The organism is Paenibacillus sp. HWE-109 (genome assembly GCF_022163125.1).
In the GTDB taxonomy this organism is placed as follows: Bacteria; Bacillota; Bacilli; order Paenibacillales; family NBRC-103111; genus Paenibacillus_E.
On record NZ_CP091881.1, the window covers coordinates 3,402,729 to 3,422,255 of the forward strand.

Annotated in this window: 16 protein-coding genes and 1 pseudogene; 3 read left to right on the top strand and 14 right to left on the bottom strand. The window is 49.1% G+C overall.

The window, feature by feature from the left end; translation table 11 throughout:
* Positions 1–47: 47 nt before the first annotated feature.
* From rpoZ to LOZ80_RS14245, 7 genes are all read right to left on the bottom strand, one after another.
* Positions 48–275 carry a DNA-directed RNA polymerase subunit omega gene (gene rpoZ, locus LOZ80_RS14215; protein ID WP_189019343.1) on the bottom strand — a complete coding sequence of 76 codons (228 nt, stop codon included), beginning with the start codon at positions 273–275 and terminating at the stop codon, positions 48–50.
* Positions 276–914 (bottom strand): guanylate kinase, encoded by a 639-nt coding sequence (gene gmk, locus LOZ80_RS14220; protein ID WP_238172020.1) that lies wholly within the window; start codon positions 912–914, stop codon positions 276–278. It abuts the gene before it with no gap.
* Entirely contained in the window at positions 904–1,164 is a 261-nt protein-coding gene (gene remA / locus LOZ80_RS14225) for an extracellular matrix/biofilm regulator RemA (protein WP_009672664.1), read from the bottom strand. The genes gmk and remA overlap by 11 nt, the downstream gene beginning before the upstream one ends.
* 34 nt (positions 1,165–1,198) lie before the next feature.
* A complete protein-coding gene (locus LOZ80_RS14230) occupies positions 1,199–2,083 on the bottom strand; it encodes a YicC/YloC family endoribonuclease (protein ID WP_238172021.1) in 885 nt (294 codons plus the stop codon).
* Between the two features lie 29 nt (positions 2,084–2,112).
* Positions 2,113–3,987 (bottom strand): bifunctional homocysteine S-methyltransferase/methylenetetrahydrofolate reductase, encoded by a 1,875-nt coding sequence (locus LOZ80_RS14235; protein WP_238172022.1) that lies wholly within the window; start codon positions 3,985–3,987, stop codon positions 2,113–2,115.
* Positions 3,988–4,105: 118 nt separating this feature from the next.
* Positions 4,106–4,942 carry a diaminopimelate epimerase gene (dapF, locus tag LOZ80_RS14240; protein ID WP_238172023.1) on the bottom strand — a complete coding sequence of 279 codons (837 nt, stop codon included), beginning with the start codon at positions 4,940–4,942 and terminating at the stop codon, positions 4,106–4,108.
* 372 nt (positions 4,943–5,314) lie between these two features.
* Positions 5,315–8,101, bottom strand: a complete 2,787-nt coding sequence (locus LOZ80_RS14245; protein ID WP_238172024.1) for a calcium-translocating P-type ATPase, SERCA-type — start codon at positions 8,099–8,101, stop codon at positions 5,315–5,317.
* Positions 8,102–8,328: 227 nt separating this feature from the next.
* On the opposite strand from LOZ80_RS14245, the gene LOZ80_RS14250 reads away from it, so the two are divergent.
* Positions 8,329–10,095: an Rqc2 family fibronectin-binding protein gene (locus tag LOZ80_RS14250; RefSeq protein WP_238172025.1), complete on the top strand. Its 1,767-nt coding sequence runs from the start codon at positions 8,329–8,331 to the stop codon at positions 10,093–10,095.
* Between the two features lie 236 nt (positions 10,096–10,331).
* Positions 10,332–11,777, top strand: a complete 1,446-nt coding sequence (tnpC, locus tag LOZ80_RS14255; protein WP_238166678.1) for an IS66 family transposase — start codon at positions 10,332–10,334, stop codon at positions 11,775–11,777.
* Positions 11,778–11,813: 36 nt separating this feature from the next.
* Here tnpC and LOZ80_RS14260 read toward each other — a convergent pair.
* From LOZ80_RS14260 to LOZ80_RS14295, 7 genes and pseudogenes are all read right to left on the bottom strand, one after another.
* Positions 11,814–12,991, bottom strand: a pseudogene (locus LOZ80_RS14260) (IS3 family transposase).
* Positions 12,992–13,365: 374 nt separating this feature from the next.
* Complete coding sequence (locus tag LOZ80_RS14270; protein WP_238172026.1) at positions 13,366–14,697, bottom strand: UDP-glucose dehydrogenase family protein; 1,332 nt, start codon at positions 14,695–14,697, stop codon at positions 13,366–13,368.
* 29 nt (positions 14,698–14,726) lie between these two features.
* Complete coding sequence (gene galU / locus LOZ80_RS14275; protein WP_238172027.1) at positions 14,727–15,608, bottom strand: UTP--glucose-1-phosphate uridylyltransferase GalU; 882 nt, start codon at positions 15,606–15,608, stop codon at positions 14,727–14,729.
* Positions 15,605–16,462 (bottom strand): PHP domain-containing protein, encoded by an 858-nt coding sequence (locus LOZ80_RS14280; RefSeq protein ID WP_238172028.1) that lies wholly within the window; start codon positions 16,460–16,462, stop codon positions 15,605–15,607. Before LOZ80_RS14280 ends, galU begins: the two co-directional genes overlap by 4 nt.
* Positions 16,463–16,536: 74 nt before the next feature.
* The gene (locus LOZ80_RS14285; RefSeq protein WP_189019361.1) at positions 16,537–17,448 is read right to left on the bottom strand and encodes a selenium metabolism-associated LysR family transcriptional regulator; all 912 of its coding nucleotides are present in this window, start codon (positions 17,446–17,448) and stop codon (positions 16,537–16,539) included.
* Between the two features lie 110 nt (positions 17,449–17,558).
* Positions 17,559–17,996, bottom strand: a complete 438-nt coding sequence (locus tag LOZ80_RS14290) for a hypothetical protein (RefSeq protein WP_238172029.1) — start codon at positions 17,994–17,996, stop codon at positions 17,559–17,561.
* Between the two features lie 212 nt (positions 17,997–18,208).
* A complete protein-coding gene (locus LOZ80_RS14295; RefSeq protein ID WP_029195610.1) occupies positions 18,209–18,472 on the bottom strand; it encodes a YlbG family protein in 264 nt (87 codons plus the stop codon).
* 47 nt (positions 18,473–18,519) lie between these two features.
* Here LOZ80_RS14295 and LOZ80_RS14300 point away from each other — a divergent pair, with 47 nt between their 5' ends.
* On the top strand, positions 18,520–19,524 hold the full coding sequence (locus LOZ80_RS14300; protein WP_238172030.1) for an asparaginase: 1,005 nt from the start codon (positions 18,520–18,522) through the stop codon (positions 19,522–19,524).
* The last annotated feature ends 3 nt before the right edge of the window (positions 19,525–19,527 follow it).

Genomic DNA, 19,527 nt, shown 5'->3' on the forward strand with positions numbered 1-19,527 from the left:
TCATATGAGAAAAAAATAACAACCACGAGGGTTGTTGGGTGAAGCAACTATTTCTTCTGATACTTCTCTGTCTCTGTTGTCTCGATTTTCTCATAGCCAATGTAGTGTCCATAAAGTTCTTCCAACGCAACACCAACATGCTTGTGAGCCTTTTGATTTTTCAAATCTGATTTTGCTCCGTCGCGCAGCGATCTTGCTCTTTTGGAAGCAGCAACCACTAGCGAATACTTGCTATCCACGATATCAAGCAGTTTATCAATTGAAGGATATAACATTCAATTCACCTCATCCATCCATTGTACGATTTTTGGATACATCCGTTCTTTTCTGCAATGTTCTGCCGCCAGAATCGCTTGTATTTTGGCACAAGCTGTTTCTACATGATCATTCACAATGGCATAATCATAGTGTTCCATTAAACGGATCTCGTCAATCGCGACCGACATGCGGCTGCGAATCACTTCATCGGTTTCGGTCCCACGTGTCACGATGCGGTTCTCAAGCTCATCGAGAGAAGGCGGCAATAAGAAGATGAAAACACCTTCATCAAACTTTTGTTTGACTTGCAATGCCCCCTGCACTTCAATCTCCAGAATCACATCTTGGCCAGAGCGAAGTGTATCTTCGACAAACCGTCTAGGCGTGCCGTAGAAATTATCTACATATTCCGCCCATTCCAACACTTCATCCGTATCGATGAGCTGTTGGAACTGCTCTTTCGTTTTGAAGAAATAATTGACACCGTCCACTTCTCCTTGCCTAGGCGAACGGGTCGTTGCTGATACCGAGTAAACAATGTCAGGAGAAATCTTGCGCAAAGCTGCACATACCGTACCTTTACCAACGCCGGAAGGTCCAGACAGTACAATCAGAATGCCTCTCTCACGCTCAAGGGTGTTCGTATTACTCGTCATGATCATCGTCCTTGTTAGAAAGTCTATGTGCTACCGTCTCTGGTTGTACGGCCGACAGAATGACATGATCACTGTCTGTAATAATGACGGCACGGGTTCTTCTACCATATGTAGCGTCAATCAGCATGTGACGATCACGCGCTTCTTGAATGATCCGCTTAATCGGAGCCGATTCCGGACTCACGATCGAGATAATACGGTTCGCCGATACAATGTTGCCGAAACCGATATTAATTAATTTGATAGCCATTAGAGCTTCCTCCTCGTGAAGCAACACTCACGCTTCACTCGATATTCTGTATTTGTTCCCGCATTTTCTCAAGCTCTGCTTTCATCGTAATGACCCTGGCCGTGGGCTCGGAGTGATTCGATTTGGAGCCAATTGTATTGACTTCCCGGTTCATCTCCTGAATCAAGAAATCCAATTTGCGTCCAACAGGCTCTTGTTCTGTGAGCAATTGATCACATTGCCCAAAATGGCTTTTAAGCCTCGTCAATTCTTCATCCACATTCGAACGATCTGCGAATATCGCGATTTCCATCGCTAAGCGCTGCTCATCTACAGGGGTTTGATCCTGCAGCAGAGACTGGAGTCTGCTAGTCATCTTAGCGGCATAATCCTCAACCACTTGAGGCGCCAAGACTTCCAATTCCCCATGAATCCGCTTGAGCTCTGCTAAACGTTCACGAATATCCTGCTCCAGAAATGCTCCCTCACGAAGCCGCATATCGGATAACCTGGAAACGGCCTCCTGCAAGCAGGCGCACAATTCCTGTTCAATCTCCTTATCAGGTTCCTTCCGCGACTCCTTCATCAGAATGAGATCCGGCAGCCTCAATAACTCTTTGAGTCCGACCTGCTCGACATACCCATAGCGTTCCTTCAACTGAGCCGCAGCTTGCAAATAGGCATCTGCCAATGCAAAGTCAACCGTTACGCTTTTCTGGGACGCCGCCTCACGTTCCGCCGTAACGAAGACGTCGACACGCCCTCTCTTCACAGCTTGCAGCACCGTTTTCTTCAAAGCGTCTTCGAAGACAGCCCATTCTTTGGGTAATCGAATCGACACTTCACTATACCTATGATTGACCGATTTCACATCGATAAACACGTTGTATCCCGCAAAAGAACGATTCGCTTGTCCGAATCCGGTCATACTGCAAATCATTCTAATCACATCCATTACCCTATTTTAATTCATTTTGAAAGTGGGTACAAGTGGGAATCATGACGATTCGACTTTTCCCATACGTATTTCGTCAGATCTACGCACATCTCATAGGCCAGAAAAGGTGTCATCAAGTAGATCCCGTTGAAGTAAGGCATAGCCGCATCCAGCAGCTCTTTGGCAATCTCAACACCAATTGCCCGCCCTTCAGGACCCTTCAGACCATCCATGCGCGCTCTGACTTCGTCCGATAACCGGATACCCGGAACTTCATTATGCAAATATTCAGCGTTCCCTCCGCTGGCAAGCGGTGCAATCCCAATAAAAATGGGAACATTCAAGTGCTGGGTCGCTTCATAAATTTGTTCAATCAGCTTAGCATCGTAAACCGGCTGTGTCATGATGTAGTCGGCACCCGCTTCGATTTTGCGTTCCAAACGCTGAACCGCTTTATCCAGATGCTTCACATTCGGGTTAAACGCAGCGCCAACAACGAAATTAGCTTTCTGTTTGAGCGGCTTCCCGGAGAAAGCGATGCCTTCATTCAACTGCTTGATCATCCGAATGATCTCGAATGAGGTCAGATCGTACACCGAGCTGGAGCCGGGGAGATCGCCGAATTTGGCGGGATCGCCGGTCACGGCCAGCACGTGGTCAATGCCAAGCGCGTGAAGACCCATCAGATGGGACTGCGTCCCAATCATGTTGCGGTCGCGGCACGCGATGTGGATGAGCGGACGCGCACCCAGTTTATCCTGCACGAGGTAGCCGAGGGCCAGGTTGCTCATGCGCGTCACGGCCAGTGAATTGTCGGCCATCGTGATGGCGTCGACATGGGCATCCTGCAGGGCCTTCGAGCCCTGCATAAATTTCTCGATGTCGAGATCCCGCGGGGGATCCAGCTCGACAATGACAGTTTTGCGCTGCTTGACGATTTCCAGCAGCGATGGTTTGCTGGCCGGCGGCGCAGGCATCGCCGGCGCAGGCTCGATCACGCGCACGCCCTGCGCGGGGACGGTCGTGCCGGGCGCTGCCGGCACGTAGCCTTGCAGCGCCTTCGCGACAGCGGCGATGTGCTCCGGCGTGGTGCCGCAGCACCCGCCGATGATGCGCGCGCCAAGGTCGGCGAAGCGCAGTGCGCTTTCGGCGAAGTACTGCGGCGTCGCCGCATACGTATACTGCCCGTCGACATAGTCGGGCAGCCCCGCGTTCGGGAACGCGGAGAACGGCACGCCCGCGATCGGAGCCAGCTTCTCCAGAGAGCGGAGAATCCCGTTCGGGCCCACGCGGCAGTTAAAGCCGATGACATCGGCGCCATCGTCCTGCAGCCGCAGGAACGCTTCATGCAGCGGCACGCCATCCTGTGTGCTGCCTGTACCTTCATTCGCGAATTGGCAAATAACAGGCAAACTGCTCATGCTGCGGATAATGCGCAGCGCAAGCTGAAGCTCCTCTAGGTCATAGAAAGTTTCCAGCAGCAAACCATCGACTGGCGAATCCAGCAGAACGCTAATTTGCTCACGAAGCGAATCTTCGACATCAACGGTGCGGACATTTTTGCGTTTCCCTGCACGTATAGAACCGATTGCCCCTACGACATAAGCGTCATTCCCGACAGCTTTTCTGGCTAATTCGACACCAGCACGATTGATAGCTTCTACATCGCCTTCAAGTCCGTATTTGGATAATTTCTCGCGGTTCGCCGAAAACGTATTCGTTTCAATAAGACGAGCACCTGCCTCGAAATAACGGCGGTGCACGTCAGCAACCGTTTCCGGTCTGAGCAAATTCAATTCTTCATAAGAAATGCCGACCGGAAACCCCATCTGATATAAATAAGTCCCCATAGCGCCGTCACCAGTCAATATTTCCTGCTGCAGCGCCGTGCGAAGATCCAATTTCATGATAATCTCCCCATTTACTAAAAAATGTAGTTATACTGTATCACAAAATAAGGGAGATATTAAGAAAAACGTTTATCAATAATTCTGATACGTAAGAACCCTTATGATGCTTGTCAACTTATTTCACAATCGTACCCGTGTAGACTTCTTCAGCCGGTCCTGTCATATAGACGTGATTGTCAGCCTCATTCCATTCAATAAACAGATCCCCGCCTTTTAACGATACGGTCGCCTCGCGGTCCGTCAAGCCATTCAACACAGAGGAAACAAGGGTTGCGCAAGCACCTGTTCCACAAGCCAGCGTCGGCCCAGCGCCTCTTTCCCAGACACGCATATCCGTGTAGGCACGATCTCTGACTGTCACAAACTCAACATTGACTTTGCGCGGGAACATCGGGTGAACTTCCAGCTTAGGCCCCCAGGCGGCCAAATCGAAATTCACTGCATCTTCGACATAAATGACACAGTGCGGATTGCCCATAGAAACCGCTGTAAAATGGAACTCTCGACCATCCACTTCAATCGGATGATGAACAACCTGAGCTTCATCAACGGTTGTCGGAACCTGCAGACCGTTCAAAATAGGCTGCCCCATATCGACGCGAACCGTTGACACTTTCCCGTCTTTCAAATTAAGCTGCACCTGCTGCACACCTGCACCAAGGGTCTCCACGGTAATCTCCGTACGGTCGATCAGCCCGTGATCATATACATATTTAGACACGCACCGAATCGCGTTGCCGCATTGTTCGGCTTCTGTGCCGTCCGAGTTAATAATGCGCATTTTGAAATCAGCTTGTTCAGAAGGAAGTATATACACTAAACCGTCAGCGCCAATGCCGAAAAAACGATTGCAAAGGCGGATCGCAAGCTGATCCACATCTGTCGGCAATTCGTGATGACCGGCGATTACGATAAAATCATTGCCTAGTCCATGCAATTTAGAGAAATTCATTGTTTTCAGCACTCCAAGCGTGTGTTTTAGCCATTATCATAGCGTAAAAACAAGCAAATGCATAGCCCTTTCCCCTGTTTGTCGCGGTAACCTTCCTCCTCCTGGGCCTTACGAACTCCATACCCTTTATTCGATCCAAATTGCTCCCTCTGAAAATCTAACGAATTCCTGATGCGCTATTGCAAGCAAATGATCAACATTTCGCCGATAAAATGCTCGATAACGCCAACTCAGTTCATTAAATCGCCGAAGCAGCCATTTTCCCACCTATAAGCATCACACAGTTCATTAGGATCCCTTTGAGACTGAAAACCGCCGTAACAAAGAAGCCTGCACTGACAAAAAAGCCGCCAATCGGCGGCTTTCAAACGATTATCGAAAACTCGGTTTCGAAGTTTTATAAGGAACAGCCCGTGAGCCTTTGTTGCGTTTGGGCGACAGCACGCTGCCCAGCCCCATCAAGAAAGTTGGAATGCCGGCCGCAATCAGTACGAGAATCCAATCTTTCCAGCCGAGTGGAACGGTTTTGAAGATCGGTTGCAGAGCCTCCACATACATCACGGCCAGCATCAGCACGAGCGATGATAAGACGGCCAGAACCAGATAACGATTTTGCAAGGGATTACGGTGAAAAATGGAGCGGGAGCTGCGGCAGTCGAACACGTGAATCAGCTGCGCCATAACGAGTGTGGCAAAAGCGACGCTTTGCGCCTTCAACAACGTTTCGGCATCCGTCGGATTTACGCGCAGTACGAGCCAGAAAGCGCCTAGCGTACAAACGCCGATGAGCAGACCCCGGGAAATAATTTTCCAGCCCAAGCGTCTGGCGAAAATGTTTTCCTTCGCGGAGCGCGGCTTATGCTGCATCAAATCTTTCTCCGCCTGATCAACGCCAAGGGCCATAGCCGGAAGTCCATCGGTCACCAAATTCACCCACAGAATTTGGATCGGGACAAGCGGCAGCGGAAGTCCCGCCATCATGGCGATAAACATTGTCATAATCTCCCCCACATTGGAAGCGAGCAGGTAACGAATGAATTTGCGGATATTTTCGTAAATACCTCGTCCTTCTTCAATCGCTGCCACAATGGTAGAGAAGTTGTCATCACTCAGAATTAAGGAAGAGGCTTCCTTCGATACATCCGTGCCCGTAATGCCCATAGCGATACCGATATCCGCCGCTTTGATCGCAGGTGCATCATTCACCCCATCGCCCGTCATCGCGACGACATGTCCATTACGCTGCAAAGCTTTGACGATCCGCAGCTTATGTTCCGGCGATACCCTTGCATACACATAAGTATCATTAACTTTGGCATCCAGCTCATCTTCCGACAGCAGGGCAATCTGCTGCCCGCTCATGCTAACCCCGTTTGCTGGAATCATCCCAAGCTGCTTCGCGATAGCTTCTGCCGTGGTCTGATGATCGCCTGTGATCATCACCGTTTTGATACCTGCCTTGCGGCATTTGGAAATGGCTTCACGCACTTCTTTGCGCGGAGGATCGATCATACCGGTGAGCCCGACAAAGATCAGACTGTTCTCCACGTCCTCATGATCCTCATAGCGATCGCTGCTTTTCAACTCTTTGTAGGCAATCCCCAGCACCCGCAGCGCTGATTTGGCCATGCCTTCATTGGCTGCAATCACTTTTTGCTTGAGTGTCGGAGTGAACGGAATGACTTTCCCCTCCCACAGAATGTAGCTGCAGTGCTGCAGCAGAACATCTGGCGCCCCTTTCGTACAAGCCATCCGTCCATGATCAGAGCTTACAAGCACGGACATCCGCTTGCGATCAGAGTCGAATGGGAATTCGGCGATACGCTTGTACGTTTCGCTGAGCGACTGCTGCGTGATGCCGCTTTTGGCGCTTAACACGACCAAGGCTCCTTCTGTCGGGTCCCCTTTGATATTCCAAACGGAAGCGGCATCTTCGTCTTTCCCTTTCTTCCGCTTCTGCTCCTGCTTCTCTTCCACCAGCGTCGCATTGTTGCACAGCACGGACACTTGCAGCAATTTGCTTAGTGAAACATGCTTCGCAACATCTGCATTTTGACCGCCAAATTGAATGCTTCCGACCGGTGTGTAGCCATCCCCCGTCACTTCCATCACATCGCCGCCTACCCATAAATGGGTAACGGTCATTTTGTTTTGCGTCAAGGTGCCCGTCTTATCAGAGCAAATCACCGAAGCGCATCCAAGCGTTTCTACGGAAGGCAGCTTCCTGACAATCGCTTTGCGTTTGATCATCCGCTGAACGCCAAGAGCAAGTGCGATCGTTACAATCGCCGGGAGTCCTTCCGGAATCGCTGCAACGGCTAAGCTGACGCCTGCAAGAAACATCGCATAAGGCGGCTGTCCATGCATAATGCCTGCTACAACAACGAGAATCGTTAGCGCGATCGCTACGATGATCAGAATTTTCCCCAGCTGCTCCAAACGGTGCTGCAGCGGTGTTTCCATCGATTCCGTATTTTGAATCAAATCAGCAATTTTGCCCATTTCCGTGCTCATCCCGATTCGAACAACGACTGCTTTCGCCGTTCCTCGCGAGACCATGGTACCCATGAAACCCAGATTACGTTGATCCCCCAAAGGAACCTCCTCATGAGGAATGGCTGAAGTTACTTTACCGACAGCGACTGATTCCCCGGTAAGCGCCGACTCTTCGATGTACACACCGTTCGATTCCAAGAAGCGAACATCCGCCGGCACACGGTCGCCGCTTTCTAGTAGAATGATGTCGCCCGGCACCAGATCACGAGCAGGTATTTGATGAACCGCCCCTTCCCTCCATACATTGGCATTCGGGGCTGAGAGTTCTTTGAGTGCACGTAGAGAGCGTTCTGCACGAAATTCTTGGGTAAATCCCAGAACAGCATTCATAACAATGATGACAACAATAGTAATTGCATCTAGATATTCGCCTAGCAAACCTGAAATCAGGGTTGCCCCCAATAGGACCAGCACCATGAAATCTTTGAATTGATTTAAAAGCAGCGTAATCGGAGAAATGCGATGTCCTTCCGATAGTTCATTACGACCTACCTCCGCCTGCCGCTTCCAAGCTTCTTCCCAGGGCAATCCTTGCTGCGCATTCACCTGCTGCGACTGCAGGACTTCCTCCGACGTCAACTGGTACCACTTATTCTGACTCATCCGCCCTTCTCCCTCCCACTTCCCACTTGTTCAAGCCAATCACTCATACGTAAATGTATTCAGACAAGCCGGAAAATATCCCTGAAATCATCTTTCCCGCTGGCCAGCACTTAATTTTTTGTGAAAAGTATGGCATCATAGAGGTTAGCAAAAGTTTTCAACCACGGAGCTAATGGGGATGTCATCGCATATCGCCATTAGCTCCCTAGAATGGAGTTGTAAGTATCATGGCTTTAGACGGACTAGTCCTTCATGCAATCGTTCACGAACTGCAGGCGTGCGTAGGAGGCCGCATTAATAAAATTCATCAACCCAGCGAGAATGATATCCTCATGCACATTCGCGCCCAAGGGCAGAATCTCAAGCTGCTGCTATCAGCCAACCCCACCTACCCAAGGGTACAGCTTACGGAACAATCACAGATCAATCCTATGGATGCTCCCATGTTCTGTATGCTCCTTCGCAAACACTGTGAGAACGGTATAATTGAAACGGTGGAACAAATTGGCATGGAGCGGGTTATTCGCTTCCAAATCCGCCATCGCGATGAATTAGGCGATATGAGCGTCAAACATATCCTTGTGGAAATCATGGGACGACACAGCAATATTATTCTTTTGGATCCAGCAACCGGAGCGATCCTGGACGGTATTCACCATGTAACCCCGGCAATCAGTTCTTATCGGATTGTCATGCCCGGAAGCACCTATGTCACACCCCCGGCGCAGGATAAACAAAATCCGCTCGACACCGATGCTGCCGCGTTCCGCGAAGCGATGGAGCAGGAACTGGCCGAGGATGCTGCGCCAGATCAAAAGAAGCCTGAACAGCGGCTTGTCGCAGCCTTCAGCGGGTTGAGCCCTTTAATTGCCAAGGAGATCGTCTTCCGCAGCAAACAAAGCGCGGGCAATCAGGAAGAAACAGATACGGCCTCCCTATGGCAGGCGTTCGAAAAAATCATGACGGCTGTACGCAATCATCACTATGAGCCTGTGATCGTAGAGCAAGAAAACTCAGGCAAATTATTTTTTGCGATGACGCCGCTTACCCATATTGCAGGTCTTTCTACAACCTATCCAACGCCTAGTGCGTGTTTAGAGCATTTTTATGGCGATAAAGCGGAGCGGGATACCGTCAAACAGCGTGTCGCGGATCTGCTGCGTTTTTTACACAATGAATCCAATAAAAATGTAAAGAAACTGGAAAAACTTCAGGAAACCGTGGAAGATTCCAAAGATGCCGATAAATATCGGATTCTTGGTGAATTGCTTACTGCATCGCTGCACATGATCAAACGAGGAGATAAAGAGGTTGAAACGGTCAACTATTACGATGAAGATCAAGCCTTGATCAAAATAACGCTGGACCCGCTCCTCCAGCCATCCGAGAACGCTCAACGTTATTTTAAAAAATATACCAAAATGAAAAACAGCACAGCGATTGTCGAGGAACAAATTGAACATACCCACCAGGAGATCGCCTACCTCGGCTCTCTGTTGCAGCAGCTAAGCGTTGCCTCCCTAAGCGATATCGAAGAAATCCGCGATGAACTTATGGAGCAAGGTTACGTAAGAGACCGCAACAAAAAGCAGCGTAAAAAGAAGAAAAAAGATAAACCTGCATTGGCCAGCTATTTATCCAGTGAGGGCATTCCGATATATGTAGGTAAAAATAATACCCAGAATGAGTATTTAACGAATCGATTGGCTTCTTCCATGGATACCTGGCTGCATACCAAAGATATTCCCGGCTCTCACGTTGTCATACGAGGTGACAGTTTCTCCGAAGCCACACTGACAGAAGCCGCGCAATTGGCCGCATATTTCAGTCAAGCCAAACATTCCAGCCAAGTCCCAGTTGACTATACGGTCATCAAACATGTTCATAAACCAAACGGTTCCAAGCCCGGATTCGTCATCTACGTCAATCAAAAAACGCTGTTCGTGACACCCGATGAAAATCAGATTAAACAAATGAAAGTCACCATCAAATAACGAACACATGAGAGCTGCCACACATAAGAGTCTCCAAAGGCTCTTATTCCACACCAAAACTCCCTTTTATCGTAAATAGCAGCTCACAAAGGCTCTTATTCCTTTGAGTAGCTGCTTTTTCTCACCTATCTGCCACACATAAGAGTCTCCAAAGGTTACTACTTAGGTCCCCTTATTCAAACCCCTAAAAATTGGTTAAGAATACTTAACGAATTTAATGGAGAAGAGGGATCAGGATGAAAATGAGCCTCGAAGAAATCAAACAAATTAGCCACAGTAGTCCAGATCAAATCGAGAAGGTCATTACGAAACTGCTAGAACGGATCACTGAACTGGAAAACAGAGTAGCCGAGTTGGAGCGCCAGCTAGGGCTTAACAGCAAGAATAGTAGCAAGCCGCCTTCAAGTGACGGGTTTCGTAAGCCCGCAAACTCCCGCATCGCTGGTGGCAAAAAGGGAGCACCCCTAGGTCATGAAGGACACACACTTAGTATGGTGGATGATCCGGATGCCATCCTCGACTTTTGCCTAACTACCTGCCCTGCGTGTCATGCTCCAATGGACCAGGAGAACTGTATAGGCTACGACCGGCGTCAGCAGATCGATCTGCCTGAACCACGCATCCAGACAACCGAGTTTCGCGCTCATACGAGCTGCTGCCCGCAGTGTAGCGGGGTTCATCAGGCTGCTTTTCCGTCGCATGTCAGCGCCTCTGTCCAATATGGAGCTGGTGTTACGGGCTGGATCGTGTATGTGAGTGCGTACCATATGATTCCACTGAAAAGGGTGAGCGAGATGTTTGCGGACCTGACCGGGCATTCGCTGAGCGAGGCTACGGTCATCGCCCATTTGAAGAAATCGCACAAGCAGCTAGGTCCCTATGAGGAACAAATTCGCCAAAACCTGCTGAATGCCGATGTTTTGCACGCTGATGAAACCGGCATTCACGTCGATGGCAAACAGCGATGGCTGCACACCCTCTCTAATGTGGACTGGACGTTCCAGGCGGTTCACGAAAACCGGGGCACCCTCGCTTTTGATGCCATCGGTCTGCTGCCGGCTTACTCGGGCATTCTAGTGCATGACTGCAACGGGCCGTATTTTAAAGAAAAATACACGTTCCAGCATGCCTTATGCAATGCGCACTTACTGCGGGAATGCCAAGGAATCGCCGATTATGATCATCACCAGTGGGCCGTGCAGATGAAACGCTTGCTACAAGTAGCCTGGCGTCTCACGCTAGCCGCCCGTAAAGTCTTGTGCTGCTTAGCTCCGAGTACGGTTAAATGGCTAGAGAATTGGTACGATGACATCCTGCAGCAGGGCGAGCTGGAATGGAATCAAGGGCGTACCAAAGCCAAAACCGGACCGCAAGGCAGGCAAAGCAAAAGTAAATCGGCCAATCTGGGTGAACGTTTCCGTCGTCACAAGGAACCGATTCTCCGGTTTATTCAAGATGTCCGTGTTCCTTTTGACAACAATGTCGCCGAACGAGACTTGCGGATGGCCAAGGTCAAAGCCAAAGTCTCCGGCTTATTCCGTACCTGGGACGGGGCTCATCAGTTCGCCCGCGCGCGCGGCTTCATTTCAACCCTTCGTAAACAAAATTTACCTGTACTCTCGACGCTTATTGTTACTTTTCGTGGGGAGTTTCGTTTTCCGCGTTTGGAAGAAGGTAAGTAGTGTATCTAAGTCAATAGAGTGGACACAAAAAAAGAGCTAAGAAGTTAGTTTTATTTGCTTGTAGTATTGGGATTCAAACTTGTCTGGAGACAAATAGCCAAGCTTGCTGTGCGTACGTTTCCTGTTGTAGAAAAACTCAATGTACCAGTAGATTCGTTGGTGTGCTTCTTGGCGGCTTTGAAATTTATATCTGTACACCAATTCCCGCTTGAGAATGCTGTGAAAAGCCTCTATACAAGCGTTATCGTAGCAATTGCCTTTACGGCTCATACTACGAATCATATGGTATTCTTTCAGTTGTTTACGGTACTCATTAGATGCATACTGCGATCCCCGGTCTGAATGATGGATAAGGCCTTTAGGCGGCCTTTTGGCTTCGTATGCTTGATTTAAGGCGTCTAGCGTCAGTTCCACGGTCATGCGATTGCCCAGCTGCCAGCCAACGATTTTGCGGGTAAACAAGTCAAGAACGCTTGCTAAATAAAGGTTTCCTTGACGTGTATGGATGTACGTGATGTCGGTAACCCATACTTGATTCGGTCTTGTACACACATCAAAATGCTGATTTAACCAATTTGGCGCAATCGGGTGGCTGTGATTGGAATCCGTTGTTTGTACCTTGAATTTCCCTATAGCTTGTGAGCGTAAGCCCTTCTTTTTCATGATGCGTCCAACCGTTTTGACAGCGACTTTGAAACCTTTTTTTCTCAGTTCCTTTGTGATTTTCGGACTCCCGTAATTCCGATCCGATTCCAAGTACTCCTTTTCCACCTCTTTAGCCAACGCTTCGCGGTGCTTTTTCCGCTCACTTGGGGGTGTGGTTCGCCATTTATAATAGCCGCTCTTGGATACACCTAGTACGCTGCACATCTTCTCAACTCGAAATGTTGAACGGTGGTCATCAATGAACTTGAATCTCACTTCGGGTCTTTGCTGAAGATGTGCAGCGCCTTTTTTAAGATAGCTAGTTCTTCCTCTAGGTCTTTGTTGCGTTGTTCCAAGTCTTTCATGATCCGGTCATGGCTACGTAGATTGCCACTTCCTACGAAGGGCTCATCTGGAAATTGGCGATATTTACTGACCCAACTGCTCAATGTTTTCGCTGGAATGTTCAGTTCGTTTGCAATATCCGGAATCGATTTACTATGTTGTTGAATGTACTTAACCGTTTCTTCTTTGAACTTTTGATTGTACCGTTGGCGGAATTCATTCATCTCGGACACCTCGTCATTTAGATATGTCTATTATCTAATTTCCCAATTCGTTGTGTCCACTGTTAAGTCTAAATGCATAGTAACCTCCAAAGGCTCTTATTCCACACCAAAACTCCCTTTTATCGTAAATAGCAGCTCACAAAGGCTCTTATTCCTTTGAGTAGCTGCTTTTTCTCACCTATCTGCCACACATAAGAGTCTCCAAAGGCTCATATCCCACACCAAAACTCCCTTTTATCGCAAATAGAAGCTCACAAAGACTCTTATTCCTCTTGAGCTAACAGCACGCAGCTGCAAGCAAGCATACCGACATCCTAAAAAAAAGACCTAGCCCGCGGCCGCGGCTAGGCTCTCTGTATTTATGCCCAATACGTTTAAACAACCAGCTCCGCCAACACAGCCGTCTCGCGGCCGACGGACACATAGGTAAAGCCAAGTTGACTCATCTCCAGTGGTTCGAACATGTTGCGTCCATCCACAATGAGCGGCACCTTCACCAAGCTGCGAACGAGTCGCCAATTCAAGCTGCGAATGGCCTCCCATTCCGTCGTTATCACGATCGCATCTGCCTCGTCAAGCGCCTCATAAGGATCGGTGAAGACGGGCAAATCCGGCATCCTCTCCGTGATTAGTTCCGCTGCCGCAGGGTCATAGGCCTGAATGAGAGCACCCTGCTGCTGCAAGGCGGCGATAATATCGAGCGCCGGCGCATCCCGCAAATCGTCTGTATTCGGCTTAAAGGCAAGGCCCAGAACGGCAATGCGTTTGCCGCTTAAACAACCGACTTCCCGCTCGATTTTGGTTACAAAACGTTCCCGCTGCAAGCGATTCACATCAATAACAGCGCGCAGGATTTGGAAGTCATAATCCACATTCTGCGCAAGCTTGAGCTGCGCCTTCGTGTCTTTGGGGAAGCAGGAACCTCCGTACCCAACACCCGCCTGCAAGAAATGCGGACCGATTCGGCGGTCTAATCCCATGCCTTTGGCAACAAGACTAATGTTGGCGCCCACTTTTTCACAGACATTGGCCATTTCATTAATGAATGAAATCTTCGTCGCCAGGAAGGCATTGGACGCATATTTAATAAGTTCAGCACTTTCGCGGTCAGTATGGAGTACTTCAGCACGCAAAGAAGCATGCAGTCGCGCAATGCGAATTCCCGCTTCTGGATCCTTGGCCCCTATCACTATACGATCCGGATGAAAGGTATCCCAAATCGCCGAACCTTCTCGCAGAAATTCAGGGTTGGAAACAACGGGCAAGTGAATGTGGGAGGCTGCCAGCAATCGGAGATGTTGTTCAGCCAGGCTGCCGGACCCCACAGGGACGGTGCTTTTCATGACAATGGTCTTGGAGGTTACAGCATTGGCGGCAATACAGGTAAGCACGTTGTTCACTTGGGACATATCCACGTCGCCATTGTCCTGTGTGGGGGTTCCAACAGCAATGATAATAATATCAGAGCTGCGGACAGCCCTACCGATATGCGAGGTAAACGATAGTCGATTGGCAGAAACATTGGATGCGACCAGTTCCTTGAGTCCAGGCTCATAGATCGGTATTTCACCTTGCTGCAAACGAGCAACTTTCCATTCCGCTTGATCGGCGCAAATCACTTGATGTCCCATTTCCGCCAAACAAGCTCCTGATACCAAACCTACATAACCCGTTCCAATCACCGTAATCCGCGCTGCCTCTCCCATCTATGCAACCTCCCAAGTTTAATTCAAGTCTATTCGGAATCCCAACGTTTCATCAGGGATAATAAATAAGATTTCACTTGGTCCTGTAAATCCGGACGCTGCAAGGCGAGCTCGATCGTGGCTTCGATGTATCCCATCTTGTCCCCGACATCGTAACGCTCCGCCTGCATGAGATAAGCGGCCATCTGCTGTTCTCTGTTCAGCACGCGCAATGCGTCCGTCAATTGAATTTCGCCGCCGCGGCCAGGCTCTTGGCGCTCCAAGATGCCGAAAATTTCTGGCATGATGATATAACGGCCAATGACAGCTAAGTTCGAAGGCGCCTGATCTCGTTCCGGCTTCTCCACCAGATCTGCGATCAACTGATAGTTTTCCCGGGCTGCCGCCGGTGAGACGATACCGTATTTACTCACATCAGCCCAAGGGACTTCCTGCACCGCAATGACGGACGATTCCGTTTGCTCATAAATATTCATCATTTGTTTCAGGCCAGGGGGCGAGGATTGCAGAATATCATCCCCGAGGAGTACGGCAAACGGTTCGTCACCGATGAATTTGCGCGCGCAAAGGATCGCATGACCGAGTCCAAGGGGCTGCTTTTGACGAATATAATGTACATCTGCCAGATTGGAGACGGACTGTACAATTTCCAGCAGCTTGGTATTGCCCTTTTCTGCAAGCATCATCTCGAGTTCAACGGATTTGTCAAAATGATCCTCAATCGCCCGCTTGTTGCGCCCTGTCACAATGATAATATCTTCAATGCCTGATTCAATGGCTTCTTCCACGATATATTGAATCGCTGGTTTATCGACGATAGGCAGCATTTCTTTGGGCTGCGCTTTGGTCGCTGGCAAGAACCGTGTCCCTAAACCAGCTGCCGGAATGATGGCTTTGCGAATCTTTTTCATGAATGCTGCTCCTTCTCGGGTTGTAGGCTGGAGAGGATCTCGATGCCTATTCGTTTCGAGCCAATCGGCGCATGAAACACGACACCGCCCCGTTCCCCGTGAAAATCTGAACCCGCTGTAATAAGAAGGCCGCAGCGCTCAGCAAGAAGAAGATATTTCGCCTCATCTTCCGCAGTATGATCGGAGTGGTAGACTTCAATACCATCCAGACCCTGCTGGGTTATAGCCTCAACGAGGTCATCATTGTGATAAATACCTGGGTGCGCAAGAACCGCCTTCCCTCCGGCCTCATGAATCCAGGCAATGGCCGTCGCAGGCTCAATCCTTGGCGGATTGGCGTATGCCGCAGCTCCTGTACCCAGATATTTGTCAAAAGCTTCGCTGATGGAAGACACATAGCCTTTGTTCAGCAGAACAGCCGCAATATGAGGTCTGCCGACCGTATCACCCTTGCTTTTAATATGTTCAACTTCCTTCAATACTTCGCCCATGGTAATCGCAAAACCCAGCTGCTGCAAACGATCGATGATCATCTGATTGCGGATATCACGGGTGTCTCGCAGCGACGATAACCTTTGCAGAAACAGAGCATCCTCAATTTGAATATAGTAGCCAAGCACATGAATGTCCTGCCCGCCCGCCACGGTTGAAATCTCAACACCGGGAACGACTTCAATGCCCAATCTCCGCCCTTCCTCCAGCGCTTCAGCCACGCCCGATACGGTATCATGATCCGTGATAGCTATTGCGCCTAATCCTGCGTCAAAAGCCATCTGAACGTTCACCGCAGGACGCTGCGTCCCATCTGATGCGGTTGTATGTGTATGTAAATCTGCTTCTAGTCTCGTTGACATTGTTTACCCCTCTCTACATCCTAATTCCCATCTATAAACAGAGCATTAAGCGAGCTGCCTATTTGTGTAAAACATTAAAGAAAACGGCTTAAATCTTCTTGACGCAGGAAGGTCATGAAGCTGACTGCCGATATCGGCAGCAGGGTAGAGTTCAAATAAATCGCATAGAAACTGCGCTCAAAAGTAATATTTTCAATCGATTTCACTTTAAAAAGGCCCAAAGTCACTTCATGCTTCACCGATGATTGCGAGAGAATCGAAATGCCTAGGCCGGCTTCCACCGCTGATTTGATAGCTCCGGTGCTGCCAAGTTCCATAACGATCTTCATCGAGGAGCAGTCCATCTGACAGCGTGCGAACTCCTCTTCCATCACCCTTCTCGTCCCAGATCCCTGCTCACGCAGCACGAACGGATATTTCAACAACTCTTCCAGCGTAACGACTTCCATGTCGGCTAACGGATGATCCGCTGGCACAATCAGCTTGAGCTCATCGCTGAGAATAGCCTCCGTATGGACATCCGGATGATGAATCGGCGCTTCAACAAGTCCGAAATTAAGTTGATGACCGAGCACCTCATCCAAAATCTGCGTCGTGTTCATCACTTTCATCGAAACCGAGATGTTCGGATAATCTTTGCTGAATGGTCCCAGCAGCCTCGGCAGGATATATTCCCCCATGGTTAAGCTGGCGCCAAGCTGCAACCGCCCTTCAATCATCTTCGTAAATTTGGACATCGCAACATCGGTTTCACGAATAAGCTCGATACTGTTCTTGGCAAAAGGAATCAGAGCTCGTCCCGCTTCGGACAGCTCAATTTTCTTCGTGCTGCGGTGGAAAAGCTTCACGCCAAAATAGTCCTCTAGCGATTGCACCTGCATGGTCACAGCAGGCTGTGTCATATGTAAAGCTCCGGCGGCATGCGAGAAACTGCCTTTCTCCGCCACCGTATAAAAAATATGTAATTGATGAAAATTAAGTGCCATAACTACCCGCCTCTCTTTGTATTCATTATATGAAATAGAACGTCTATCGTCCAACAAGGCACAAAAGAGCATGTCGGCAACGACATACTCTTGGGCATCCAGCTATGTGATTATCGACGTTTGCGGCTGTTCTTGATCAACGTCATCCGACGAGAATGGCGCAGCCAAGAGTAGTAAGACTTCAAATCGCGAAGCTCCATCGTTTCTGACATCTTTCCCAGAAATGTCACAATGATCATTTTGTGAAGCGGGTTGCCCACCAGATCCGTTTCATGTTCCAAATGAGAGAACTCCGCAACGACAACAAGATCATCATCAATGAGATAGACATCTTCTTCATTTCGATAATAAGGGACAATGCTATCGTTTTTAAGCTTTTCCCAGAGAAAAGCACAAATTTCCTCAAGTGAATTGTTGCTACTTGAAACACGATCTGTCCATCTCAGCTTCGCATGATTCGTGATCACGACATCCGCCACTTTCTTATCCCCCAGCTGCACGAAAAATGGTTCATAAGTACTCCATCTTCCCATCACCTTGTCTTTCATGATCACAACCCCTTTCCTACTAAAATGAGACCGTGTACCTATTCCATAGCGGCATGTAAGTTATACTTTACTTGATTATAACTAATTTTTCCATGTAAGAATATATAAAATTATTAATAACTATTTGTGAAATCATGAAAAAATGCTTATTTTCTAAAAATTCAAAAAATAAAAAAAGCTTCTTTCGAAGCTTTTCGTTTTGCACTGCAGCCTCAAAGGGTGTAAAATCTAGTTTTGTCCGGCACATCACTACTGTATTCGGTTTTTATTTCATTGCGGTAAGACTTCTCTACCTTTTTGACGTAAGGAAGCTTCAAAAGGTTCCGTGTCGTCTCATCTACTTTACTCGCATGTATATAAAGAACTGCATAATTCATTTTCTTTGAAATGTAGTGAAGCGAACCGAACCGTTCCAAATTTCTGGCGGCTTTAATATCGTTCACCCAAATGATAAGTCCGCTGCGCTCAATCATCATGATTGCTACCTCTTTTCAATAATCCTAATATGGAGTGATCCCTCAGCATGAAGCCTTCTAACACCATCGTCCGCGTATATCGCGGAAGTATAACAGAAAGTATTCACCGCGTCCATCTCGCGGTCGTGAACGCCCAAGGAACGCTGCTGCATGAAGCTGGCGATCCTCAGTTCCTCACCTTCGCCCGTTCCACGGCGAAGCTCATTCAAGCGCTGCCGGTCATTGAATCCGGCGCGGCTGATCATTTCGGCTTGGATGAAGCCGAAATTGCCTTGTGCTGCGCTTCCCACAACGGGGAAGCTGAGCATGTGAGCACGGCCCAAGGCATACTGGGCAAGCTCGGGTTCCTGCATACGCACCTGCAGTGCGGTGCGCATGAGCCTTTCCACGCGCCTACCGCGCAAGCGATGCGCGAGCGGGGCGAAGCCCCTACCACCTTGCACAACAATTGCTCAGGCAAACATTCGGGCATGCTAACGCTTTGCGCCCATCTGGATGCTTCGCCGGATACGTACATGAGCTTGGAGCATCCCGTCCAACAGCTCATGCTGGAAGCCGTGTGTGCGATGTCCGAGATGCCCAAAGCACAAATGCAGCTAGGCGTTGATGGCTGCGGAGTGCCGGTATTCGGCATGCCGATTCAGCATCTGGCTCTAGCTTTTGCAAGGCTAGGGAGCCCTGATGCGCTAGCTGAAGCACGTGCAAACGCTTGCCAAAGAATTGTCGCCGCGGTGCGAAAATATCCTCAATTCCTCGCGGGAAGCGATCGCTTCGATACGCGATTAATCGAGGTTACCAAAGGCCGAATCATCGGTAAAATGGGAGCCGAAGGCATATTCGCGCTAACGATCCCGGAGAAGGGCTTAGGCTTCGTCCTGAAAATCGAGGACGGCAATCAACGCGCCTTATATCCGGCTGTCGTTGAAGCCTTAAAGCAGCTAAGCCTGCTCTCGGAATCGGAAGTCAGCGAACTTCGTTTCTTTCATACCCCAACCGTTCATAACTGGCAAGGTACCGAGGTCGGTATCATCCGCCCTGATTTCAAGCTTTAAAAC

Bases quoted from the DNA above. Each gene is read 5' to 3' on its own strand.
- LOZ80_RS14270 (WP_238172026.1), bottom strand. From the start codon at position 14,697: ATGGGAGAGGCAGCGCGGATTACGGTGATTGGAACGGGTTATGTAGGT.
- remA (WP_009672664.1), bottom strand. From the start codon at position 1,164: ATGGCTATCAAATTAATTAATATCGGTTTCGGCAACATTGTATCGGCG.
- rpoZ (WP_189019343.1), bottom strand. From the start codon at position 275: ATGTTATATCCTTCAATTGATAAACTGCTTGATATCGTGGATAGCAAG.
- galU (WP_238172027.1), bottom strand. From the start codon at position 15,608: ATGAAAAAGATTCGCAAAGCCATCATTCCGGCAGCTGGTTTAGGGACA.
- dapF (WP_238172023.1), bottom strand. From the start codon at position 4,942: ATGAATTTCTCTAAATTGCATGGACTAGGCAATGATTTTATCGTAATC.
- LOZ80_RS14280 (WP_238172028.1), bottom strand. From the start codon at position 16,462: ATGTCAACGAGACTAGAAGCAGATTTACATACACATACAACCGCATCA.
- LOZ80_RS14250 (WP_238172025.1), top strand. From the start codon at position 8,329: ATGGCTTTAGACGGACTAGTCCTTCATGCAATCGTTCACGAACTGCAG.
- LOZ80_RS14290 (WP_238172029.1), bottom strand. From the start codon at position 17,996: ATGAAAGACAAGGTGATGGGAAGATGGAGTACTTATGAACCATTTTTC.
- LOZ80_RS14295 (WP_029195610.1), bottom strand. From the start codon at position 18,472: ATGATGATTGAGCGCAGCGGACTTATCATTTGGGTGAACGATATTAAA.
- LOZ80_RS14230 (WP_238172021.1), bottom strand. From the start codon at position 2,083: ATGATTTGCAGTATGACCGGATTCGGACAAGCGAATCGTTCTTTTGCG.
- LOZ80_RS14245 (WP_238172024.1), bottom strand. From the start codon at position 8,101: ATGAGTCAGAATAAGTGGTACCAGTTGACGTCGGAGGAAGTCCTGCAG.
- LOZ80_RS14235 (WP_238172022.1), bottom strand. From the start codon at position 3,987: ATGAAATTGGATCTTCGCACGGCGCTGCAGCAGGAAATATTGACTGGT.
- gmk (WP_238172020.1), bottom strand. From the start codon at position 914: ATGACGAGTAATACGAACACCCTTGAGCGTGAGAGAGGCATTCTGATT.
- LOZ80_RS14285 (WP_189019361.1), bottom strand. From the start codon at position 17,448: ATGGCACTTAATTTTCATCAATTACATATTTTTTATACGGTGGCGGAG.
- LOZ80_RS14300 (WP_238172030.1), top strand. From the start codon at position 18,520: ATGAAGCCTTCTAACACCATCGTCCGCGTATATCGCGGAAGTATAACA.
- tnpC (WP_238166678.1), top strand. From the start codon at position 10,332: ATGAAAATGAGCCTCGAAGAAATCAAACAAATTAGCCACAGTAGTCCA.